Source organism: Vibrio ezurae NBRC 102218 (assembly GCF_000467185.1).
GTDB lineage: Bacteria > Pseudomonadota > Gammaproteobacteria > Enterobacterales > Vibrionaceae > Vibrio > Vibrio ezurae.
Genome location: NZ_BATM01000021.1, coordinates 81,818 through 105,810, shown reverse-complemented (window position 1 = coordinate 105,810; position 23,993 = coordinate 81,818). Strand labels below are relative to the sequence as shown.

General features: G+C 44.2%; 20 protein-coding genes and 2 pseudogenes. 12 read left to right on the top strand and 10 right to left on the bottom strand.

Features of this window, described 5'->3' with window-relative positions; genetic code table 11:
- Window positions 1-99: 99 nt before the first annotated feature.
- On the top strand, window positions 100-336 hold the full coding sequence (locus tag VEZ01S_RS08745) for a hypothetical protein (protein WP_021713671.1): 237 nt from the start codon (window positions 100-102) through the stop codon (window positions 334-336).
- A 117-nt stretch (window positions 337-453) separates the two neighbouring features.
- On the opposite strand, the gene VEZ01S_RS08740 is transcribed toward VEZ01S_RS08745, so the two are convergent.
- On the bottom strand, window positions 454-1,008 hold the full coding sequence (locus VEZ01S_RS08740; RefSeq protein WP_021713670.1) for a hypothetical protein: 555 nt from the start codon (window positions 1,006-1,008) through the stop codon (window positions 454-456).
- A gap of 365 nt (window positions 1,009-1,373) precedes the next feature.
- Here VEZ01S_RS08740 and VEZ01S_RS08735 point away from each other — a divergent pair.
- The 4 genes and pseudogenes from VEZ01S_RS08735 to VEZ01S_RS08720 form a co-directional block, all read left to right on the top strand.
- A pseudogene (locus VEZ01S_RS08735) lies at window positions 1,374-1,774 on the top strand (SDR family oxidoreductase); the annotation flags it as partial.
- A 177-nt stretch (window positions 1,775-1,951) separates the two neighbouring features.
- A complete protein-coding gene (locus tag VEZ01S_RS08730) occupies window positions 1,952-2,302 on the top strand; it encodes a DUF805 domain-containing protein (protein ID WP_021713667.1) in 351 nt (116 codons plus the stop codon).
- 505 nt (window positions 2,303-2,807) lie between these two features.
- A pseudogene (locus VEZ01S_RS16630) lies at window positions 2,808-3,050 on the top strand (type II toxin-antitoxin system prevent-host-death family antitoxin).
- A gap of 420 nt (window positions 3,051-3,470) precedes the next feature.
- Window positions 3,471-3,773, top strand: a complete 303-nt coding sequence (locus tag VEZ01S_RS08720; protein ID WP_021713665.1) for a hypothetical protein — start codon at window positions 3,471-3,473, stop codon at window positions 3,771-3,773.
- Here VEZ01S_RS08720 and VEZ01S_RS08715 read toward each other — a convergent pair.
- On the bottom strand, window positions 3,726-4,775 hold the full coding sequence (locus VEZ01S_RS08715) for a tetratricopeptide repeat protein (protein ID WP_021713664.1): 1,050 nt from the start codon (window positions 4,773-4,775) through the stop codon (window positions 3,726-3,728). The two genes, VEZ01S_RS08720 and VEZ01S_RS08715, sit on opposite strands and share 48 nt — an antisense overlap.
- The gene (locus VEZ01S_RS08710) at window positions 4,775-6,133 is read right to left on the bottom strand and encodes an anaerobic sulfatase maturase (protein ID WP_021713663.1); all 1,359 of its coding nucleotides are present in this window, start codon (window positions 6,131-6,133) and stop codon (window positions 4,775-4,777) included. The genes VEZ01S_RS08715 and VEZ01S_RS08710 overlap by 1 nt, the downstream gene beginning before the upstream one ends.
- Before the next feature lie 138 nt (window positions 6,134-6,271).
- Here VEZ01S_RS08710 and VEZ01S_RS08705 point away from each other — a divergent pair, with 138 nt between their 5' ends.
- The 6 genes from VEZ01S_RS08705 (at window position 6,272) to VEZ01S_RS08680 (ending at window position 14,412) form a co-directional block, all read left to right on the top strand.
- Window positions 6,272-7,057: a formylglycine-generating enzyme family protein gene (locus VEZ01S_RS08705; RefSeq protein ID WP_021713662.1), complete on the top strand. Its 786-nt coding sequence runs from the start codon at window positions 6,272-6,274 to the stop codon at window positions 7,055-7,057.
- Between the two features lie 36 nt (window positions 7,058-7,093).
- The gene (locus tag VEZ01S_RS08700) at window positions 7,094-8,827 is read left to right on the top strand and encodes an alkaline phosphatase family protein (RefSeq protein ID WP_021713661.1); all 1,734 of its coding nucleotides are present in this window, start codon (window positions 7,094-7,096) and stop codon (window positions 8,825-8,827) included.
- 227 nt (window positions 8,828-9,054) lie between these two features.
- On the top strand, window positions 9,055-12,309 hold the full coding sequence (locus VEZ01S_RS08695) for a S41 family peptidase (protein ID WP_021713660.1): 3,255 nt from the start codon (window positions 9,055-9,057) through the stop codon (window positions 12,307-12,309).
- Between the two features lie 241 nt (window positions 12,310-12,550).
- Window positions 12,551-12,781: a hypothetical protein gene (locus tag VEZ01S_RS08690; RefSeq protein ID WP_021713659.1), complete on the top strand. Its 231-nt coding sequence runs from the start codon at window positions 12,551-12,553 to the stop codon at window positions 12,779-12,781.
- Window positions 12,782-12,975: 194 nt separating this feature from the next.
- Window positions 12,976-13,698 carry an SDR family NAD(P)-dependent oxidoreductase gene (locus VEZ01S_RS08685; protein WP_021713658.1) on the top strand — a complete coding sequence of 241 codons (723 nt, stop codon included), beginning with the start codon at window positions 12,976-12,978 and terminating at the stop codon, window positions 13,696-13,698.
- 390 nt (window positions 13,699-14,088) lie between these two features.
- Entirely contained in the window at window positions 14,089-14,412 is a 324-nt protein-coding gene (locus VEZ01S_RS08680) for a hypothetical protein (protein ID WP_235868461.1), read from the top strand.
- 70 nt (window positions 14,413-14,482) lie between these two features.
- Here the strand turns inward: VEZ01S_RS08680 and VEZ01S_RS08675 are convergent, their stop codons facing one another.
- From VEZ01S_RS08675 to VEZ01S_RS08645, 7 genes are read right to left on the bottom strand one after another with little or no spacing between them, the layout of a single operon-like run.
- A complete protein-coding gene (locus tag VEZ01S_RS08675) occupies window positions 14,483-15,391 on the bottom strand; it encodes a LysR family transcriptional regulator (RefSeq protein ID WP_021713656.1) in 909 nt (302 codons plus the stop codon).
- A 60-nt stretch (window positions 15,392-15,451) separates the two neighbouring features.
- Window positions 15,452-16,765, bottom strand: a complete 1,314-nt coding sequence (locus VEZ01S_RS08670; protein WP_084621685.1) for a BatD family protein — start codon at window positions 16,763-16,765, stop codon at window positions 15,452-15,454.
- On the bottom strand, window positions 16,752-18,470 hold the full coding sequence (locus VEZ01S_RS08665) for a vWA domain-containing protein (RefSeq protein WP_021713654.1): 1,719 nt from the start codon (window positions 18,468-18,470) through the stop codon (window positions 16,752-16,754). The genes VEZ01S_RS08670 and VEZ01S_RS08665 overlap by 14 nt, the downstream gene beginning before the upstream one ends.
- A 4-nt stretch (window positions 18,471-18,474) precedes the next feature.
- Complete coding sequence (locus VEZ01S_RS08660; protein WP_021713653.1) at window positions 18,475-19,503, bottom strand: vWA domain-containing protein; 1,029 nt, start codon at window positions 19,501-19,503, stop codon at window positions 18,475-18,477.
- Window positions 19,496-20,056 (bottom strand): DUF4381 domain-containing protein, encoded by a 561-nt coding sequence (locus VEZ01S_RS08655; RefSeq protein ID WP_021713652.1) that lies wholly within the window; start codon window positions 20,054-20,056, stop codon window positions 19,496-19,498. Before VEZ01S_RS08655 ends, VEZ01S_RS08660 begins: the two co-directional genes overlap by 8 nt.
- Window positions 20,053-20,991, bottom strand: coding sequence for a DUF58 domain-containing protein (locus tag VEZ01S_RS08650; protein ID WP_021713651.1), 939 nt, complete (start codon window positions 20,989-20,991; stop codon window positions 20,053-20,055). The genes VEZ01S_RS08655 and VEZ01S_RS08650 overlap by 4 nt, the downstream gene beginning before the upstream one ends.
- Window positions 20,992-21,006: 15 nt before the next feature.
- Entirely contained in the window at window positions 21,007-22,011 is a 1,005-nt protein-coding gene (locus VEZ01S_RS08645) for an AAA family ATPase (protein WP_021713650.1), read from the bottom strand.
- Window positions 22,012-22,417: 406 nt separating this feature from the next.
- On the opposite strand from VEZ01S_RS08645, the gene VEZ01S_RS08640 reads away from it, so the two are divergent.
- On the top strand, window positions 22,418-23,986 hold the full coding sequence (locus VEZ01S_RS08640; RefSeq protein WP_021713649.1) for an arylsulfatase: 1,569 nt from the start codon (window positions 22,418-22,420) through the stop codon (window positions 23,984-23,986).
- Window positions 23,987-23,993 lie beyond the last annotated feature (7 nt).

The window sequence follows — 23,993 nt, the reverse complement described above, 5'->3', positions numbered from 1 at the left end:
TTGTTACTGGTAAACCTTATGTGACTTAGCACTGATTAATTAAATAATATAATAAGGATAATAGACCCATCGAAAATAATAACTCTTAGGAGAACATGTATGGAAGTAGTTATATACGATTGTGATCTAGAGTGTGAAATGGAAAGGTTTAAACTGTCTCCATATAAAATGGACGCTTTTCTAGAAGAGATACGCTATGAAAATCGATGTGAAACCACAGACACTAGTATTTTAGTTAGGCTGTATGATGCAGGTCGATTAACTCTCTCAAAACGAATGAATCTAACAGAACAATTAACTCGACTGCTAAAGTCTAATAAGATGTTGCTCTCTTAGTAGCAATAACGTTTTTTCTTTTACGTTAAATCTCGACTTAATCGCTACAAATCATCTACTTTTCAACTCTAATCCTGTTCATTTTCTAGTGGCATAACATTATTAAATTAAATGATGTTATGCCACTTTATGTGATTGCGGTCTAAACAACATATACAGCGTCAATAACGTATTTGCTGCCCCGAGAAAATAAAAATCCAATACCGTACAACAAAGTGTCAATACTATATAGTGCCATGTTTTATGACCGCAATTTTTCCATCTCGCTATAGATAAACCACTAATAAACCATATCAAACCAATAAATATAGGGACTAGCAATACCATTGAATAGTCCAAATCACTTTCGTGCGCAACTAACGTTAGCAACAATACACTGACTAAAGTAACGATATAACTGGCTATCGTATATGCAAGAAAAGGCAGTCTCTGTAATTTATTCGTTCTATAGCAAAGTATATTTCTCATCGTCACATCACCGCTATTTTTAGCCGGTTTATGCAACGTATTAAATTGGCGTATAGCGTCACTTTCCGTAACAGCTTGCACTATTCGGCTGAATATTTTATACCCTTGCTCAGTTAAACTCGTTATCTGATCTACCGCATTGTCACCGCTAAGATTGACTGCCCAAATAATCTTTTCTTTGTACAAAATCTGATAACTGTTCACTAAATTTCCTTAAAAATTAACCCCGCTCATGTTTTTCTCATCTGTTTGAATTTATCAGTAATAAATACAATCAGTTTAATCAAACACTCAGGTCTAAATTTGTCTTTATGGTAAGTCATTGAAAAATCAACGCTAGGTATGTGCCAATCAGAGAACACATGTACGAGAAGCTCTTCCCCAAGCACGCCACCAACACAAATGAACGAAGCACCGATAAATTGATGGCATTCAACATAGACGACTATAACCACCTTCTAACTTGATTGAGGGATGCAGTATAAGATTGCGGAAATTTGTGCATTAACACCCTCTCTCAGGCTTTATTTGAAATTGGGTTATGTATATGACAAATATCAGACAGCCAATTAAAACTGCTCACCTGCATGCAATCGGTACTCGCGCCAATGACCACGAGAAACAGTGGTACTATCATTAATATCAGCTCCATCGCTGGCAGAAAAATTCCCTAGTCATGCTGCTTATTGCGGTACAAAGTTTGCCGTACATGCCATCTCAGCAAATGTTCGTGAAGAAGTGGCTGCGGCCAATGTACGAGGAACCACAATTGCACTGAGCGCGCTAGAAACGATGCAGCTTTCGCATACCTCGTCTCAAGAGATCAAAGATGGTTATGATGCGTGGGGAAGACATGAGTGGTGTACTTGCTACCGATGATGTGGCGCGCAGTGTATTATTTGCTTTTCAACAGCCGCAAAACGTATGCATTCGAAAAATTGCACTCGCTCCAACCAAACAACAACCTTAAGAACAGTATTGCTTGATGCTAAGGGAATTGATAACAAAAAAGTGATTCCTCTAAGCTCAACTCAACACATCATACCAAATCGTATCTCTTGATCTTTAACTTCTTGTATTTAGAGATACTTGGGTATGTGCTATGTTGAGTCAAATATACAACGCTATCGTAATAAAGGGGTCAATTATGGACATGCTTTCATTTCAGGGACGTGCCAGTCGCAAAACGTATTGGTTTATGTTCGTCAGCTGTTTCGTGGTAAGCATAGGCATGCGTCTTGCACTCAATGGTAATTTATCTCATCAAAGCCCGGAAAATGTATCGCTGATTGGAGCGTTTTTGACATTTATCGTGAGTCTCTTAATGGTGTGGTGGTCTATCGCAACGCAAGTAAGACGCTTACACGACCTCGATAAAAAAGGCTGGTGGGTGCTGGTCAACCTAGTGCCTTTGATTGGTTCACTATTAATGCTGATTTATCTTGGCTTTTTTAAAGGCAGTGATGGACACAACCGTTTTGGTTCAGCGGTCGTTTAATTCAGTAAATTCCGACACTTATATTCTAAGTTTCTATATAAGTGTCGTTACTCAACATGACGTTTGGCAGTCATACTTTGGCGAATTTTGAACGTAATCAATACCATCTTATTTGTGATGTTCTTTGCCACGTAAATACTCGGCATACTTTTTGGAAATTAGTTGAGGTATATGAAGTCCTGTTTTCCGAACAAGATACCAATCTACCCCAGCTAAAATGACCAATCCTATTATCGTTCCCATCTCAAACCCTCCCTGCATATCGAATCATAACTCTATCAAACCACTGATAAGTTAAATAAGACAGAAGGCAATTTTTGTTGGGTAGCGGCGGTTTTCAAAGAAGTTAGAGTCTATTGAGGGATAAAAGCCTCATTTCTGTTGTATCGACCCCTCATGTACAGTTTTGTTAACTTGAATTCCGCTCGAATCGCACGATTTAATTAAATTAAACATTTCATGCGGTACATTATAATCTAACTGTAAACTCAAATGGGAACTGACCATGCGTACATTAACTGCGAATGATGCCGAATGAAATTTCGGCGAGCTATTTCTAAACGCACAATGCGAGCCAATAAAAATCAGCAAAAACAGTAAAGATGCTGTCGTTATCATGTCCATTCGTGACTTTGAAGAGCTAGAAGCTATGAAAGTTGAGTACCTAAAACACTGCTTTAAGTCAGCTAAAGAAGACTGGAGTAATGGAAACACTGTTGATGGCGAAAGCTTTCTGAATTCGCTGTAACTAACTTATGTAAAAGCACAAATACAAGCTAAGTAACTTAGCGCGATCTCATTTGCTCAAAGTAAAAAACTACACGGTTAAAAACTTTGCTGAATTACAGTAAATGAGGTCAGGTCTTGAATTTTGCATTGAGAAAAATGCTTCCTGCGTTCCTATTACTACAAATGACAGGCCATCCATAAGTTTGTAATAGCAAAGCTTTGGGGCAACAGTTTGCTAAACCCAAAAACTGACTACGAAAACACCCAAAAACATTATCAACTTCATCATCACAATTTCCTTTAAACAAGTAGACATTCCCCTAAGTATCTACCTAGTAGGTTTATTTAAATCTGGGCATTTCTTAATAATGAAACGATCTATACACACTAGATTTATTTGTATTATTATATCCCCGATTAGAATTCAAGGCTCAGCGACATGACCGAACGTAAACCCGATAGACTCACCGCAATGCATAACCTTATAGAGCAAGCCAAAATCGAATTGCCTCTTTATGAAGATGAGACTTTTGTCTGCGGTACGGGAACCAACTGCGTCGGTTGTCCAAAGAAATTAATGGAGCTAGTGGATACTGAGCTTTCGTATTGGGAGCATTACATCTCAGATGGTACGCCGCCAAACTTTGATGATATTCGACGCTTTGGCAAGCTGTGTAAAAACGTAAAACGTGCCTTAGTACGCAACAACATCATTATCCCCGTGGTCAATACGACGCATTAATGCATTCCTCACGTCATCGGGTGCTAGGCTTTTTAGCTCTAGCACACACTGTTTTGCACCAGCATCAGCGTGTCTAATTTTTAAATCGCACACCGCATACAAATGTTGTGGGTTACGCGAAATGTCGTACGCCTTTTGCAGGGACTGTTGCGCTGCTATAGGGTTGAACACTTCGTGCAAAATGCCATTTACATACCAGTAATGCGCATTGGTTTTCGCCAATGTTGCGGCCTTTTCCATTGCCTTTGCCGCTTGGGGCTTTCTGTCTAACCGTACTAAAGTCAATGCTTTAGAGTAATACAGTTGCGGCTGTTGCGGATTGGCTTGCAGGGCATCTTGCAACACATTTAACGCCTGAAAATCATTGTGCTCCAAGCGGTAAGTTTCGGCGATGCCAATCCAAGCTTCGACATTGTGCTGTGATTGATCGGTTAATTGAAAATAAAACTGCCTCGCCTGTGAATAGCGCTCAACATGCACATACGCTAGCGCCATGCTAATTAACGACTCTTCGTCGGAGGCTTGCTCAAGCCTTGCTATCCATTCGTCAAATACGCTCTCAAACTGCTGTTTTTGTAGCGTATTCATTTCGCTATATTCAACCACTAAATTGCGCGCCACGGCCATTCGCACATCCACTACCAAATCGTTCATCAGTGGCGCTAATAATCGCCAGCGATGCGCAAACTGATAAGGCTCTGTTGCGCTCACCGATGCCTCTCTTATTTCATACGAGGGATCTTTGAGTCCTCTTGCCACGGCAATAAGCGCACTTTGGCTTGGGTGCTGCGCCAGTTGTTGTAGCGCATCGATGCGTGTTGCAATTGGGTTATTTCTGTCTTGCGCAATATACGAAAGCTGCTCAGCTGACGGATGGCTAGTTTGGTTATGGCTTGTATCCGCTATTTCTCCACCAGCACTTAAACGGGCATTAACTGAGAAACTCAGTGCCATAGTCAGTAACAAAACGATTGGACCTACATTGAGATAGTTACGATTCATCAAAACTTAGCCCCGAATACGTTTTTATTGAACATGTCGTTCTTTACCGGCTTTGGCTGTTGCAATGCCATAGCTTGACGCATTACCGAATCACTGTATTTACCGTGCGCGACTGGGTAACCCATCACGCGCAATATATGTGCTAAAGAGCGATCCGCATGCTTATAAAACTTATGCCAACCTGCACACAAATAGTTAAGACCGGGCTCACCTTGACGAGTGCGGATAAAGCGGTTTTTAGGACACTCACCAAAACAAGCAAACTGGTAATCGCATTGCTTACACTGCTCGGTTAAATTGCGAGTTTTAGAAAAGCCAAAACGTTGTTGCTGGCTAGAAAACGCCATTTCATCTAAATTATCCGTATGCAAGTTACCGATCTTATATTCAGGGTACACATAGTGATCGCAAGCAAATACGTCGCCATTTGGCTCCATTGCTAAGCCCTTTCCACAAAATTCACTCAAGGTACAAAGCGGATTCTTGCGCCCCATCCACGTTTCGATAAAGGCTTCAAAATATTGCACAAACACTGTGCCTATATCGTGAGTTGCCCACTCATCAAATACGGCAATCAAAAAATTACCCCACGCTTCATCTGATACACACCATGATTCCATCACCGAGTTTTTTGCACCCGGAATCAAGCGTTTATCACCTTGACGAGGTTGTTCGTTTGCCGCCCAAGTTTGCGGCGCTGTGTCGCGAAACGTCTTTTGTTCCACAATTGGAATAAACTGCATTTGCGGCGATTTCACTTCGTCGCGCAAAAAACGGTACACCTCTAGCGGATTACGACTGGTTAGGTTGTTAATACAAGTGAGTGTGGCAAAACGCACCTCATACTCATGCAGCAGTTTTACCGCTTCCATCACTTGTTTATGAGTGCCGCGCCCTGCTCTATTGGTGCGGTAAGCGTCGTGGTACATCGCAGGGCCATCGATACTTAGCCCCACTAAAAAGTTGTTCTCTTTTAAAAACTGACACCACTTAGCGTTTAACAAGGTGCCATTAGTTTGCAGATCGTTGGCAATACTCACGCCTTGTGGCTGATACTTTTTCTGCAACTCAACAATCTTTTCAAAATAGGCTAATCCCAATAAGGTTGGCTCGCCCCCTTGCCATGAAAAAATGATCTCAGGGGTATTTTGCGCCTCAATATAGTGTTTGATATACAACTCAAGATCGTCATCACTCATCTGTGGTGAACAACCTTTTTTGTACTGTAAAAGGTCTTGCTTACTTAGGTAGTAGCAATAATTACAATCAATATTACACGCGGCGCCAATCGGCTTTGCCATGACGTGCATTCTTTTCGAAGGGTGACCATTAAACTGTGGGCCTTGAGTCAACAACATATCGATACCGTTATTTTGATTGCCAAAAACAGCATAATTTTAACTTTTGGTTATACAAAAGGCTTGTTATTGCGCTTATAACCATTTGGAAAGTCACTCCTTGATAAGCTTATGTTTTGATTTCTAAAGAGACTAAGCATGAACCTGCCTTTGAAAAACTCTTACTCCCTCGTAGCATGGACGCTAGTGTTAACAATGACAGGATGTTCTCTTGTAGAGCCTCACCCTCTTACCGCGCAAATAGAAGCAGATATGGTGCTCGTAGAAGGTGGCACCTTTGTCATGGGCTCAGACTCACCTTCCGCACACGCAGCAGAAAAGCCGGCGCATACCGTGCGAGTGAATAGCTTTTATATCGCCAAATATGAAGTGACTCAGGCTTTGTTTGAAGAAGTGATGGGACACTCTCGAAGTTTTTTCCAAGACCCGCAAGTACCCGTAAACAACTTGAGCTGGCAACAAACGTACTTTTTTGTGCAGCGCTTAAACGAAGTGACTGGGCAAAACTATCGCTTGCCTACCGAAGCGGAATGGGAATTTGCTGCCAAGGGAGGCAATTATTCTAAAGGTTACACTTACAGCGGTTCCAACAACATTGATGAGGTGGCGTGGCATGCAGGCAATGCCAACAATCAAGCGCACCGCGTTGGTCAGAAAAAGCCCAACGAGCTCGGACTGTATGATATGACGGGTAATGTTGGCGAATTTACTATAGATGCCTTTGAAGAAACCTATTACCGCAACTCCCCACAAGATAACCCAAATAACGCCCAACACACTGACATCAAACTTGCCCATAAATCCGTGCGCGGCGGCAGTTTTGCCTATAGCGCTGAGCAATCGGAGAACTTTCGACGAGACTTCGCCAGTCAGTCCATCACCATGTCAGATATGGGATTACGACTAGTGCGCAGTGCACATTAGTGTGCGTTTTAAAAATCAGGTTAATAGGTCATTACTATGAAAAAACAATTAATTGCACTGGGTTTAGGCTTTGCCAGTATGGGGTTATTTAGCACTTTTGCTTGCGCGCAAGACACCCAACCTAAACTGGTATTGCAGATCACAGTCGATGGACTGCGCGGCGATCTTCTAGAGCGCTATAAGCACAATTTCACCGATGGCGGTTTTCGTTACCTGATGGATAACGGCGTCTATTACCGCAATGCCCATTATCAACACGCCAACACCGAAACCATTGTCGGTCACGCCTCACTTGCCACCGGTGCCCCTCCTTCGGTGCATGGCATGGTCGGCAACGTTTGGTATGACCGCGCTCAGCAACGCTTAGTGTACAACGTTGAAGATGGCGACTACCAAATACTCACTCAACAAGCAGGGGTTGATCAATCCACCGAAATTGATCCAACCCAACGTACCGCTAAGCAAGATGGTCGCTCGCCTGCGCCAATGCTGGTCTCCACTTTTAGCGATGAGCTGACAATTTCAAACAATGGCCGCTCAAAAGTGTTTGCCGTATCCACTAAAGATCGCGGCGCCATTGCGCTAGCCGGTCACACAGGCAAAGCCTTTTGGTTTTCCAAAGCCACTGCAGAGTTTGTCACCAGTGATTATTACTACACCCGTTATCCGAGCTGGGTCGAGACGTGGAATAAAAAGAATGTACCCTCACAATATTCTGGTAAGCGTTGGGAGCTTGCTCTGGCAAGGGACAAATACACACTTGAAGAAGTCTCACAGCAACACAAGTTCGATTTAGCCGGTTTTCAAAGAACCTTTCCCCACCCTTATGGGCCAGAAAGCTTCCCTTACTATTCGACCATGCTCACCATCAGCCCAGCAGGCGATGAAATCACCGCAGATTTTGCCAAAACCTTACTCGAAGAAGAACAACTAGGGCGTCGCAGTGTCACCGATTTTCTAGCGATCAGCTTTTCATCCAATGATTATGTTCTGCATCTTTATGGGCCATCAAGCCTTGAAGCCGAGGATAACTTGATTCGTTTAGATAGAACCTTGCAAGGATTGTTTGCTGAGATAGACAAGCGCGTTGGTTTAGACAATACCGTGATTGTATTGTCCGCTGATCATGGCGCACCTGAAGCCTCCCCTGTGGCCGCTTCACTTGGGTTAAAACAAGCCCAATATTTTGATAAATCTAATTTACTCACTGACAACCTCAAACAACGACTTGCCACAAAGTTTGCGGTTAATGAAGAGATCATAAGACTTTATGCTCAACCTTATGTGTATTTGAATCACGAGTTAATCAAACAAAAATCCATCGACCTTGCGCAATTACAAGCGGTTATTGCCGAGGAAGCGATGAAAATAAAAGGCGTTGCGAGCGCAGTCACCAGTGAAGATATCGCAACAGGGCGATTGGCCGATAGTTATCTCAATACCATGGTCAGCAATAATTATCATGCTAACCGCTCCGGTGATGTCTATTTGGTATTCGAGCCAAGAACCTATATTAATGATATGGATGGCTTAACGGTAGCTTCCACTCATGGCTCGCCGTGGCGCTATGATACGCACGTGCCTGTCATTTTTGCCGGACATAACATCAGCGCGCAAAAAGTCACCACCGCAATCACCCCTTATGATATTGCGCCCACTTTATCTAACTTATTGGGCATCACCCTACCTAGTGGCGCGACCGGTAATGTGCTCAATGAGGTGACCAATACTATGAGCAAGACCGTGAGTAATACAGCGAGCAATAAATAACGGCTTATTCATTTCACGCTGATTATTTTATCGGGTTAAATCGCATCAAACTTAGCTTTGATGAGGTTTAGCCCTATTTGTTTTAAAATCACCACGCTCTCAACTATCCTTATTCTTTGCTCAGCAAAGACTTAGCACGGTTATTGAAAGCTAATTTACCGATAATATAACCCAAAGCTGAGGCGCAATTTGCTACCGTTTACCTTTTGTCTAGATGGGAATATTTCGTGTTTAAACGCCTGACTCAAACACTTGGACTGTTAGCTGTCACTACTTCGGTGGTGGTTGCCGCCCCAGTACAGCAAACGGACACAGCCAATTCTGCCAATTGGTATCGCGATGCCGCCGTATCACCCGACGGTTCACAAATTGTCTTTCGCTATGCAGGGCAGCTATGGTTAGTACCCAGCACAGGAGGAGACGCGCTTCCACTCACCAGTGAGTCAGTATTTAGCAGCCACCCGGTGTGGTCGCCAAATGGCAAATCTATTGCCTTCACCTCTAACCGTTATGGTAGCGGTGATGTGTTTACTATGGATGTAAATAGTGGACAATCGCAACGTTTAACTTACCACCCGAGTAAAGATGTTCCGTACTCTTACAGCTCTGACGGCAGTACTGTGTACTTTGCAAGTCGTCGTATTGGTAATAGCAAAGCAAACATGGGCAACGGTCTATTTGGCGCGGGCATTTACCTATATTCAGTCAATGCTCAGGGTGGACGAGAACATCTAGAACTGGGCAATTCGGTCAGCAGCTTTGACAGTGCTCATAACGCGCAAGGCTTTCTTTACACAAACCGCCCCTCTATTGAACAAGAATGGCGTAAACACCAAACGTCGGCATCCGCACGGGATATCTGGCTGTACAAGGGGGGTAAGCACCTTCAGCTCACCTATTACAAAGGTGAAGACAGAGACGCACATTGGTCTGCCGATGACAGTGTTATGTATTATCTGTCCGAACGTTCAGGCTCATTTAACGTATGGCGTAAAGAGATTAATGACCCTACGGCTAAGCCAGAGCAGCAAACCTTTTTCGATACCGCCCCACTGCGTTCATTATCTGTAAGTAATCAAAATGATCTGGTATTTAGCTATGATGGCGACATTTGGATAAAGCCAAGCCACGATGCAAAAAGTCACAAAGTGGCTATCCATATCCGCAAGCAGGACCTGAAAGGCAGTGAAAGTAACGTCAACCTGAAATATCAAGCTACTGAGTTTGCCGTTTCTCCGTCCGGCAAAGAAGCGGCTATCGTCGCTCGTGGAGACATCTTTGTTGTCTCAATGAGCAGCGGCAGTGTGGTTCGTGTCACCCACACCGCACAGCAAGAAAAAGACGTGTCTTTCTCTAAAGATGGCAAATCGCTGTACTACAGCTCAGAGCGAAACGGTAACTGGGATATTTTCCGCAGCCAGATTAACGCCGCAGATTCTGGTTTTGTTGGGGCTACGTCAATCACGGAAACAGCAATCACACAAACTCCGCAAGATGAAATACAGCCAGTACTGTCTCCTGACAATCAAAAAGTGGCCTACCGAGTTGATATCAATAGCTTAGTGGTTGAAAACTTGGGCGATCACTCTATTACTCCACTGATCAAAGCCAACGAGTTGTATTCGTACTCTAGAAGTGATTGGAGCTATAGCTGGTCTCCTGATAGCCAATATATTATTTCTCGCACTGGCAGTGTATTAGACGCAAACAAAATTGTGATGTTTGATACGACGCAAAAAGATAAGCGTATTCTGCTAAGCCAAAGTGGCTTTGGTAAATACTCCCCTACCTTCTCCAACGACGGTCAAATTGCTTACTGGGTGACCACTAAAGACGGGGTGACTGAGCTAGACGGTTCACCAACACAGCTTGATGTTTATGGCGTATCGCTCAACAAATTCACTGAATACAATTGGTTTAAACATCAAGATGCAGTGGCACTGACCCCAACAGCAGATAACGACAAAGCAAAAGATAAAGACGATAGCGATGCGAAAAAGCCAGCAGAGCCACAAGCACCCGCAACCCGTATAGAGGAAAAAGGACTAGCACAGCGAGTACACCGTCTAACGCCACTGTCGTTAAATTTAGAGTTTGCCGCGTTGTCACCGGACAATAAAGACGTACTCGTCGCATACGTTCAAAAAGAAAACCTTGTGTTCGCGACTTTCTCAGTTGCCACTCAAGAGTTTACGCCTTTATTTACTCGTCCTGCGGCGGCTGTTTCGCAAATTCAGATCAGTGATGATGGTAGCGCTTTGAACATGCTAGGAAACGGTACAATCGAAAGCTATAGCCTTGCTACTCATCAATCTAAGACTCAAGCATTTGATCTACAAGCCGAATTTAATTTCGCACAAGAACGAAATTACATTTTTGACCATGTGTGGCGATTGACCGAGCAACGCTTTTATAATGAGGACTTGCATGGCGTTGATTGGGCCGGACTCAAGACCCGTTACGCTCGTCATCTACCTGCGATTCATACCTATGAAGACTTTGCTATTTTGCTAAGTGAAATGGTGGGTGAATTAAACGCGTCTCACACTGGCGCTTCTTTCCATGCTCAAGGACAGAATTGGGAAAAAGTCGGAAGTTTAGGACTGTTTTACGATGATACTTATCAAGGCGAAGGCGTACGTGTGGATGCCGTATTGGACAACGGCCCAGCGGATCTGCCCAACTCTGCTATTGTCGCAGGCAGTATCATCAAAAGTGTCAATGGTATTGCTATCCAAAAAAACAATGATATTTACCCGTATTTACGCAATCTTATTGGCAAGCCAACGACCCTTGGCGTTGTTAAGCCAGATAGCGATAAAGTTGTCAATGTTCAGGTCTTCCCTATTGATAGCAAGCAAGAACAAGCACTCTCATATCAATACTGGGTTAATAAAAACGAAACACTGACTGATCAATTATCTAAAGGCAAAGTTGGCTATGTACACGTACCTCAGATGAACTCTGAGAGTTATAAAGAGTTGGTCAATAAGCTGTTTGGTGAAAATCGTGATAAAGACGCAGTAGTGATTGATATTCGATTTAATACCGGTGGCAACCTACACGATCAAATAGTGGATTTACTGTCTGCGGTTGAATATGGCACAGCAGTCAGTCGTGACGGTTATCAAGCGGCTAAGTTCCCTATCCGACGTTGGACTAAACCTACGGTTTTGTTAGTTAACTCCTATTGCTACTCTGATGCTTCCGTCATGGCGCAGCTATATCAGGACAATAAATTAGGTAAAGTGGTCGGTGATACCGTTCCAGGAACGGGGACCTTTGTTAACTGGCAGCATCAGCAAAACCCGCTATTAATCTATGGCGTGCCACAGCTTGGTGTAAAAGACAAACACGGTAACTGGTTGGAAAATCAAGAAATAGTGCCCGACGTAATTGTTCACAACTATCCAGATAGCATTGCTAACCAGCGCGACGTTCAATTAGAAACAGCCGTAAAACAGCTTCTTCCTAAACAGTAACAACGTCAAATAAACAAACAATGACTAGAACATGCCGCAAAGCTCAACTTTGCGGCATTTTTTATCCAACTCAAGCACCTTTCTTCCCTTATCCTCCAGCAACAACGGTCAAAATGATGCCAAGCACACTCATTAAGTGATCAAAAATAGCACAGAAAAAATAAGTGACTTACAACTTGGCACGGTAACCTTCATACTAGCGGGCTTAAGGGATGTCATTACAATAATTAAGCGAGAACACATGCACTACATGAACCTACAACTGGACGACAAAGCACAAGCCATTGTCTCAGAGCTCCTCACAGATTTAGACAATCAAAATGGTTTATTTAAAATGACCGCGAGATTTGCGGCGCTCATCGACGGCCAACTTAAAGACAATGATTATGTTGGCACAGTCACTTGGTTTAGTGACGATGATTATATTGAACATGAGATAGAATACTCAGCCAACTCGTCTACTCACTCATAAAGGGTTAATACTAGGCCAGCCGATTAATTCTGATATTTCCCAAATCATTATTGCCCTGACCTTTAAAAAAAGACAAAGTAAGTAACAGCTTGCTTTTTATCTAGAAAATCAACATATACTGTCATAAAGACCGTGGAGCTAAGTTGCGACAACAAAGCCGACTTGGGAACAAAACATTAAAAGGATAGGACGATATGGATCTGAACTTCAAAGGCAAAAATATTGTAATTACTGGCGGTAGTTCTGGTATTGGCGCATCGATGGTAAAAACCTTCCTCGAAGAAGGTGCCAATGTCTATTTTTGTGGCCGTAGCCAAGAAAAGATTGATCTTGCCCTAGAAAATCTCAAAGATTTTAAACATGTTTTCAGCAAGCAATTAGACGTCAGTAAAGAAGCCGACTTTAAGGCATGGATTGCAGAAATTGGTACGGTTGATGTATTTATTCCCAATGTCAGCGCATTAAGTGGTAGCTGGGAAGAATCCATCGACATCGACTTGCTCGCAACCGTGAAGAACATCGAAGCCGTTATTCCAGCAATGACCAACCCAAATCCTGCGGTAACCTTCATCGGCTCAATAAGTGCCAATATTTCGGACAGCGCCAGTGCTTACGCGTCGATTAAAGCGGCTCTGACTCACTATGTCTATTCCCTGTCTAAGCAATATGCAGGAAAAATCCGCTTTAATACTATCGCACCAGGATCAACCCTCTTCCCCGGTGGCGGTTGGGATGGCTACAGAATTGCCGCCCCTACCGAGTTCAAAGCCAAAGAAGATGCACACCCTATGGGCCGACTCGCCTCCCCTGAAGAAATTGCCAATGCCGCGGTTTTTATCTCTTCAACGAGAGCGAGTTACATCTCAGGCGAAGTTCTGCACGTAGATGGTGGTGAACTCGCTAGCGCACGCTTGTAAGTGTATTTCTATAGAGCCTATAGTGTTAATTATGGGCTCTACCTATAAAATCGATGAACCTTCTAAAATCGATGAAACTTCTCTCATATTCCCCAGCGTTATATAAACTCTATACCTCATACAAAAAAGCATATTTTAACCTCATTAAAACACTCTCCCCCTCTCAAATCGACTCTTTTCCACTCACAACCAGATTAAAATGTAAACTATTTTATTCGCAAACTTACATAGTCATACGATTTTTGTGGACTAGTTAACATTCTAGATCTAGGATGCATCAACTTTTCTGTTGTTCACTATTTGACACCGTACTTGCACCCTGTGGCGTATAACGAGCAATAAGAAAAATCATCTTTTATTTTCATTCTGTGGGGGAATACTTAAGTGAATATGGCGAAATTAACACTATTAAAAAATTCAATTTCTACTGATGCCGCAAACGATGAGCTAGGCATGGTGAACAAACATGCTTTACTTCGTGGCGAAGCAAGTACTATCGAAAACTACCTAACTCAAAAAGCGCGTAAAATCGCAAGAGAGCAAGGCAACACAGATACTAATGAAGGTATGATCTCTACGTACAAAACATTTTTAACTCAATTTGTATCTGAATCTGAACTCGAAAAAGAGACCTCTGACGTTCCTGCGATCTACCTTGAGCAAATGTCATCTCTTATCGGCTTCCAAGCAGGAAAAGCTTGGTACAGCTTATAAGTGCTCGCCTAGAAACCTTCTTGGTATTGTAAGGGAAAAACAATACCAAGACGGTTACCGCGCCTTTACTCTACTCATTAAATATCGATTTAGATACGCTCTGTATTTGAGTTCTTAACCATTTGTGACCAACTTCTGCGGTTCGGCTTGGATGCCACAACATACATAAATCTTCTGATATATCTAAAAACGATGTTTCTAACACTTGGATGGGATAATTTCCGCCCACTTGCTTGATCAGCGATGACGGAAATAAAGAGATATAGTCGGTACTGGATACCACTGGCAACACTTCTAAAATCCCCGGCGAACGGTACACAATTTTTCGCTTACTCAGCTCAGGGAAGTGATCATTCGATAAAAATGAGCTTCTGCTTTGCCAGCGCGATACCGCTATGTGCTCTTCCGCTAAAAACTGTTCAATGCTGATACTGTCACTGATCCTTGGATGCCCTTGTCTGGCAATCGCGTGCACACTTTCAGTACCTAACTTTTCTATCTTTAAGCTGGTCTTTTCGATTGGGCGCATATCTAGCACCAAGTCATAGCGTTGCAGTCTTAAATCTGATTCATGGTCTTCGGTAAACAACGGATGAACATCCAGATCTATATTGGGCGCTAAACTTTTGATTTTCAAAAGCAGCTCTGGCATCAATCGATACCCGACTAAAGGAATACAAGCGATAGAAAAAATGCGCTCTGATACCTTAGGATCAAAATCTCTGGTGGCAGTTAATGTAGACGTGAAATTTTTAAACGACGCCGACAGCGCTGGATATATATCAGAGGCAAAGGTAGTTGGCTTAACCCCAACTGGGCTACGATGAAACAAAGGATCATCGTAAATCTCACGCAGACGTTTTAGGGCTTTGCTCACCGCAGGTTGGCTCACCCCTAAACGATTAGCCGCTTTGGACATGCTGCTTTCTTCATACACAGCGACAAAGAAAGGAATTAAATTAAGCTCAGTGCTTTTCATAGTTTAAAGTTACTCTTGCGTCACTTGTATACCAACCGCCAAGGTTGTTATTAACCGGAGTTAATAACGGCGATTGATGTTGTCTAATTCTGGCAATGCTTTTTGCAAGCCTATTTGCCCTATTGTGCGCCTGCGCATTAACGCTATTTTGCACCACACCAGCCAGCCTTGAACAAATGAAATTGGCTGAGTTTGTATCTGGTTGGCGACTATCTGCCATTGGCTTGCGCTAGATAATTTGCTCATTTGTAACTCACTGGAACAACGCCTTAAATGTGCGTATAAAGCCGCTCTAATTTCGCCTGTATCACCGCGATACAACACTTGTGAAAATTGCCAAAACAGAGGCTGTGGTCTCGTTTTATAAAATCGTCGCATCGCTATGATTAACATAGAAAAACCGAACAAAAATAACAACAAAATAGCGATGCTATTCTTATAGTAGTTCATCCACGATGTAAGTGTATGCGCGACTTTAAAAGTGCGAGCTTCTACCCGCACATTTTCCAATTGCTGCGTGCGAGAATTCCACCACAGTATTGAATGCTCAGGTAGCGTTACCTCCCCGCCATGTTGCAATACATACACTTGCTGCTCCGTTCTTTGCGCCTGAAATTGGTGGCGATGTTGCGCGTCCAATAACTTAATTGGCTGAGAATACAGTTGGTAATGATTACTGGCTAAATCATGCTTACGATTAAATATCGGTGGCAGTAGCATAGCCAGAGTATTGTCGGCGGTGACCGTCACAGTGCGAGTAATCGCATCACCGGCTTTTAACTCTGCGCTTGATTGTTGCCACTTTTGAGTAACCTCAACCTGCGGACTGTTGATCCACGCAGAGCTCGGCGTTAACAATCCTGTTGGCAGTTGCGCATTAAATTTGAGTGGCTGAGTGTACATTTCACTTTGAACATTATCCCTACTCTGCACCGAGACTTGCGCTTGAACACGTAAAGACGGCACAACAAAATGCCCTTCTTGCTGCGGATATAAATGAATTTCCCAAAGCTGCACCGACCAAGTACTGCCCGCTCGTTTTTCTGCGTAATTAACCGCAAGTTGGGAGGGCTTTTGCACAATGACATTGGCAATTTCTGGCAGGCTCAGTTGTGTACCTGCGGTAAACCATCGTGGCGTTGATACTTCGACAAACAGTATAATGGGCTGATTGACCTGTGCTTGAAGCTCCGTATGTGACGCATTGGCTGTGTCGCCCGGCTTTTGTAGCCAACTTTTTAGCTGAATATTGGGCAGGCTTGGCACTCTATTTTCTTCATTACTTTGCACATCACCACTTACTGCATAAGTGCTAAAAGCCAGTAAACAGACCAACACCAGCAATACGATATTTAAGCATTTATTGGGCATCATTTCGCTCCTGTGCTTGCTGTGTGCTTCGCTGTATTTGAAACTTAGCGCGTAAAAAGAGCTTAGGATCGGACTCTACCCGTCGTAGCCATTTATCAGCCAACTCTTCACTGCCTAAAATCTCGTTGGCATTGAGCGACTCTTTTAGCATCATCTCAGCAACCGCAGTGTCTTCTGCGCCGTCACCGGTTTGTGGATTATCTCCCAACTCAATGGAATCCTCCGCACCATCGGTAGTGCCTGCTTGGCTAGCACTCAGACGATTTACTTCGTCGACTATGCCCTGCATCACCATTAAATTGTGCTCAATTTGCGAGCGCAATTCAGCCATTAACGGCCAGCGTTTTTCACTTAATAAATAGGCAAACAGGTCACGCGCTTTTAGATATTCCCTTTGCCTTGCGAGCGCAATGCCTGCGTAAAACGCGCCATTGGCGGAGTCTGCATTTAAGAACGCAGAATGAGCTAGCGAGTATTCAGCGGCGTAGTAATAGGCAATGCCTTTGCGCATGGGCTCTTGAAAGTGGGTGGCGGCTTGCAAATAGCGTTGTCGATTAAAGTGCCACTGCCCTTGTTGATCTGCAGTTAGCCAAAGGTTTATCCATGCACTAGAGACTTTATCCAGCGTAGTCACTTCTTCAAAAGCACTTACGCTCTCTGCTTGATGAGCGCTAACAGAATAAACCGGTGCAGCGATTACCGATGCTGAATACCAAGGCGCTATCACACAGCCAATAACAACCCATTGCACTAGCCAGCCTTTTCTAAACCACAGCAATAAAAGCAAAGCGATAGGAAACAATAAGTAATAGCCCATATCTTGCCACGGCATTGCCGACTCATTATTGAGCTGCATGTGCCTTTGTATTTTTCTATCTAGTGCCAGCACATCGGTATTATCAATACTGACCACTTCTAAACTTGCGCCACTTTGACGAGCTAAGCGTTGCAACGAGCTAAGATCCATTGGGTTGTTGCTTTTTAGCTTTGGATTGCCTGTCGCTAAAATCAATAATTGGTGAGAACTTTGCGTAAAATACTCCGCCAAACGCACTAAGCTATCTGGCGTAACACCATCGCTAATTAACAACACGCTAGCAGGCATTTTCTCAGACAGCTGACTCTCAATTTGCTCAATAATGCTATCGGCTCTTTTGCCTTTGATAGGCATTATGTCTGGGTCAATGGCCGCCAAAAATGGCGCAAATACCTGACGGTCTTTAGTTAGCGGCATCGCCAAATGTGACGTCCCCGCAAACACCACTAAGCCTGTTTGTCCTCCATCTCTTAGCTCTAACAAGTCATGAATTTTTTGTTTTGCTCGCGCTAAGCGTGTTGGCGCTAAATCTTCATTTAGCATTGAAGCACTAGCGTCTAACGCAATAAGCAGTGAGGCTTTGTCTTCGCCAAATGGTGATGGTGCACGCTGCCAAGTGGGGCCTGCGCAGAGCACAATTGCCAAGCTCATCACCACAGACAAAAATTTAAGTGGCAATTGCTTTCGCCACCCTTGTTGTCCAATAGATAAAGCTTGGATTAAGTGCTTAGGTAAAACGGCTTGCCCTTGGCGTTGGGTATCTAATTGCCATCGCCAATAAATCACTGCACACAATGGCAACAACGCCAACAGCCATAACGGTCTTATAAAATGGAACTGAGTCAGTATTTGTTGCCAAAACAATCGCTCAAAAAGGGCAAAATCAAACATGCCTTTACTCCTTATTATTCAGCGTGCGACACCACAAGCTAACCGCAAAAGCGCACAGATAAAGCGCAACCACCAGCATGATAGGGTACGCATGTAAGCTGGTTTTGGGTCGATAAGTGGTGCTTTGGTAAAGCTCTGGATCTAATGCATCAATTTTTTCAGACGCGAGTGTTAAAGAGTGCCTATCTAACGCTTGAAATGACTCGCCTCCAGATTCCAAAGCAATACGTTCAATCGTCGACATATCAAGGGCTTTTTCGCCGACCGTTGTTGGGTCGCCAATGGCAATCACATGAATTTTCACCTGTTTGGCTTTAGCCACTTTTGCCGCGTCAATCGGTTCGACAAAACTTCCCGTATCATTACCATCGGTTAAGACAATGGCGACTTTCTCGCGCGCTTCATTCGCTTTTGCAGGTGTTGCAGGTGTCGCAGGCGTTTGTTCAAACACTTTTATCGCCAAGCCGATTGCGTCTCCTAGATGCGTGCTTGCCCCTGCCATTCCTACTTGAGTTTGCTCGAGTAATGCCAACCAAACACTTTGGTCGGCGGTAAATGGAGTTTGCACAAATGCCGCGTCACCAAACAAAATCAAGCCAAGGCGGTCGCCTTGTCGAGATTGCACAAAGTTTTGCAATACCTCTTTAACCGCCTCTAGCCTTGATATTTTCTCACCATCTAATGAGGTAAAATCACGCTCCTCCATCGACTGAGACAAGTCGACTACCACCATCACATCACGCCCTAATTGCTGCTTTGTTTGTGGCGCGCCAAGTACGGTCGGTTTCGACATAGCCAAAACCACAAGTGACCACGACAACACTAAAATACAGCGTTGCCAAAGTGATGGACGCAACTGACTGGCACCCTCTGTTGGGCTCTCACCTAACACCTCTAGCAAGAGGCCAAAAAACGGCACTTTGATGGCTGATTGTTTGGTGCGATAGGCTGGAATAAAATAGTAAATAAACAAAGGTGCTGGCAAAGCCAAAAGCCAAAGTGGATGCGCCAGTTCGAGATCAAAACTAAACATTTTGTACCTCGCTGTTAGTCTCACAGTTACTCTCTGTAAGAAAAGCGTGATGTTCACCTACCCATCTTTGGCAATCGTCTAGCAACAGCAGTAATTCAATCTCATTCAGCACATATTGGCTGTCCATCAAACCGCGCATCCAGTGCGACCATTTAGCTTCAAACTGACGGCTATTTTCTGGAATGTGTGCATCTAACGCTTGTAAAAACGATGCGCCGTATAAACTAGCACCCTTTGGATTTACCACTCGCAGCGCCGCTTTCATCACCGAAAAGAGATCGCAACTGACCTGACGGCGAAAGGCCGCTGGATCTTGAATACTGCCGTGACACGCTTTTGCAATACGATTTAGTGTATTCAACGCTTCTCGGCGGTAGCGGTTACTGTGCCAAATTTTAAATTGCTTAACTACCCATAGACAAAAAGCGCCGAGTAGCACGAATGCTAAAACCTTCCAGCCTATCGTCTGTGGCAACCAACTCACTGAAGGCGCGACCGCAACTTCCACGATGTCACGCAACATATAACTTTGTGGTGGAGTGTGTAGGCTCATCGTCCCGTCCCCATTTCCCGCTTAAATTGCGCAAGGTGATCGCCTTTTGTGCCCAAGCAAATCAGAGGTAAACCTTTGCTCGCCATTAAGCGCACTAGTTGGCTTTTTTTCATGGTTTGATGCTGCGCTAGACCGCGACTGGCTTTTTGAATTTGATTGGCACCGCCGAGATTGAGCTGATGTTGACCATCGCCCAATACCCACAATGAGGTACTAGCAGGTAAGCTCTGCTCAAACTCATCGGAAATCATCACGGTAAGCACATCATTATGAATTTGTAGCTGCTTGAGCGCTTCGATATCCATTTGGCTCACGCCATGCCAGTCGCTGAGTATGATGACCATTGAGCCTTTAGTGACACTGCGACGCAAGGCTGTCATAAGATGGGAAAATGAAGCGTTTTCATCATCATGGCAACGCACATTTAAGGCTTGATTAGCGTCCGTAAGATGCTTTAAATGATGTAAAAGATGTGCACGACTGCGCTGAGGTTTGTGCCACTGCGGCCCGCTCGGTGTAGCGATGACAAAGCCAACTCTGTCACCATCTTTTAGCACTCGCCATGCACTCAACGCCGCAATTTCCGCAGCCACTACCGATTTCATCACCTCAGCAGAAGAGAAAAATAAGCTCGCGCGTTGGTCAACGCAGATAATCACATTGCGATCTTTTTCTTCGGTATAGGCACGCACATGAGGCTTGCCAGTGCGCAGGGTCACTTTCCAATCCAAGTTGCGAATGTCATCGCCACGCTTATAATGACGTAGCTCTTCAAAATTAAGTCCGCGCCCACGAAACAAAGAGTGATGACGCCCTGATAACAAAGTACCTGCGGTCAATTTCGGTAAAAACGACAACGAGCCCACCTGCCCTTGCAACTGAACTAGACGCTGATATTGGCAATGAATTCGTTCGTCATGGGATACTTGAACCATTTTTACTGCCTCTCGCTAGCCAATCACGACATGATCAAGTAGCTCGTCAATGATCTCAGTGGCGCAAATTCCTTCTGCTAGTGCATCAAAGCTAGGGGTGTATCTATGGCCTAACACGCTGTGGGCCACCGCGCGGATATCATCAGGCTCAACAAAATTGCGCCCTTGTAGCCATGCATAGGCTCTAGAGCATTTGTCTAAGGCTATTGAGGCTCTAGGGCTTGCGCCTACTTGGATCCAGCGCGGTAACTTGCTGTTTGGGTATCTTTGGGGATGACGAGTTGCCATGATAAGCGCCACAATATAGCGCTCTGCGATGCTTGAGACTTCAACCTTGGCGATTTCTTGGCGAGCCTTAAACACCCATTTAGGATCTATTGCAGGAAGTGGCTCTGCACTTAAAGAATCACCCTCGTCATCTTGCGTCTCTTCGCTACGCACAAGGCGCATGATATTAAGCTCGGCATCATCGTCTGGGTAATCCACTCGCACTTTTAAAAGAAAGCGATCCATTTGCGCTTCTGGCAATGGGTACGTCCCTTCTTGCTCAATCGGGTTTTGTGTTGCCAGCACCATAAATAACTCAGGTAATTGATGCGTTTCATCAGCAACGGTGATCGTTCCCTCCGCCATCGCTTCTAACAATGCCGCTTGCACCTTGGCCGGAGCGCGATTGATTTCATCGGCTAATACAATGCTGTTAAAAATTGGGCCTGCTTGAAAGTGCAACTGAGGCTTGGCATTGCCTGAGTAATTTACAACCTCTTGATACACTTCTGTGCCCGTTACATCTGAGGGTAAAAGATCTGGGGTAAATTGAATTCGACCAAACGAGGTATTTAACGCATCGACCAAAGCTTTAACTGAGCGCGTTTTCGCAGTGCCGGGTAAGCCTTCTAACAAGACATGCCCGTTGGTTAATAAACCCAGCACTAACGACTCAACCACATGCCTCTGACCAACCACGGACTGTTCTACTCGCGAAATTAGATTGGCAATAGCCTGTTGTGACTGATTCATAATCGACCCTCATACATTGAATCCACTCATTGTATGTAATTTCGCCATAACAAAAGGTTATACAGGAAAGTCGTTATAGCTTATTTCGAAGTCGAGTATTTTAAATAGCCAACGGTAATAACCGATGCGCCATCTCACATTTTTTACTTATCAAACTCTTCTAAATAATCAAATAAAATCCAAAAATCAAATAGTTAGCAAGTAATTAACTAAAGGTTATAAGGTCTATAAAGCGACAAAGCATTTCCCCAATATTTACTATGCCCCCACAACGCATCGGGTTTATCGCCCTCTTGTAAGTGATTTAACGCAAATACATGCAAAGAGCGCCTTAATATTTCCCTTAGCAATTCATGGGACTGATTCGTTGAATTCCTTTTCCTTAGAAAAAAGCGATGGAGTCTCAATGACTAATCAATTCAGTAAACTGGCTATGTCAGCAGGAATGTTAGCCGTTTCAGCAACCGCTGTAGCCGCCGACAAACCTAATATTCTTGCCATCTTTGGCGATGATATAGGTATATGGAACGTAGGTGCCTACAACCAAGGCATGATGGGCTACAAAACCCCAAACATTGACCGTATTGCCAATGAAGGCGCCTTATTTACCGACCACTATGGTCAGCAATCTTGTACGGCTGGACGTGCTTCGTTCATTACCGGTCAAGAACCGTTTCGTACCGGTTTGCTCACCATTGGCATGCCAGGTTCAACCCACGGCATTCCTGATTGGGCTCCTACCATTGCCGATCTGCTAAAAGATCAAGGCTATATGACCGCACAATTTGGTAAAAACCACTTAGGCGACCAAGATCAGCACTTGCCAACTAAACACGGTTTTGATGAGTTCTTTGGCAACTTGTACCACTTGAATGCCGAAGAAGAGCCAGAGACTTACTACTATCCAAAAGACCCAGAGTTTCGTAAAAACTACGGCCCTCGCGGCGTAATTAAATCTTACGCTGACGGTCGCATTGAAGATACTGGCCCTATGACGCGTAAGCGCATGGAAACCGCCGATGAAGAGTTCTTAGATTCTTCTCTCGCCTTTATGGAAAAAGCGGTAAAAGCCGATAAACCATTCTTTATTTGGCACAATACCACTCGCATGCACGTATGGACTCGTCTACAAGAGAAATACCAAGGTAAATCAGGCATCAGCATTTATGCCGATGGCATGTTAGAGCACGACGACCATGTCGGGATCTTACTAGACAAGCTAGACGAACTTGGAATAGCCGACAACACCATCGTCATCTACTCAACAGATAACGGCGCAGAAACCGTTTCTTGGCCTGACGGCGGCGCAACGCCATTTCATGGAGAAAAAGGCACCACTTGGGAAGGCGGCATGCGCGTACCACAACTGGTCCGCTGGCCTGGCGTGATTGAAGCAGGTACTCGCTACAACGACATGATGGCGCACCAAGATTGGCTACCAACTATTATGGCAGCCGCTGGCGTACCGGATGTAAAAGAGAAGCTAGCAAAAGGCTACACAGCGAACGGAAAAGAATGGCGCGTCCACATCGACGGCCACAACTTCATGCCTTACTTTGAAGGAAAAGAAGAAAAAGGCCCTCGTGATTCACTGCTGTACTTTAGTGCCAACGGTGAGCTAAACGCCATTCGCTGGGAAGATTGGAAACTGCACTTCGCTACCCTAGAAGGCAACATCACCGATGCAGTACGTTTTGAATCTAACTGGCCGAAAATCATCCATCTACGTGCAGACCCATTTGAAAAAGCACCACACGAATCAGGCATGTACCTTCGTTGGATGGCGGATAACATGTGGTTATTTGTTCCAGTACAAGACGAGCTAGGCAAATTCTTTGCCACTCTAGATCAATACCCTCGTCAACAAGGGCAAGTGCTAAACCCTGCCGCAATCAGTCAAACCTCGCTCGGCGTAAAAGCCAAACTTGACCAAATTGACAACATGCAACAGCAAATTAATCAGATGAAAAAGTAGTTCTTAT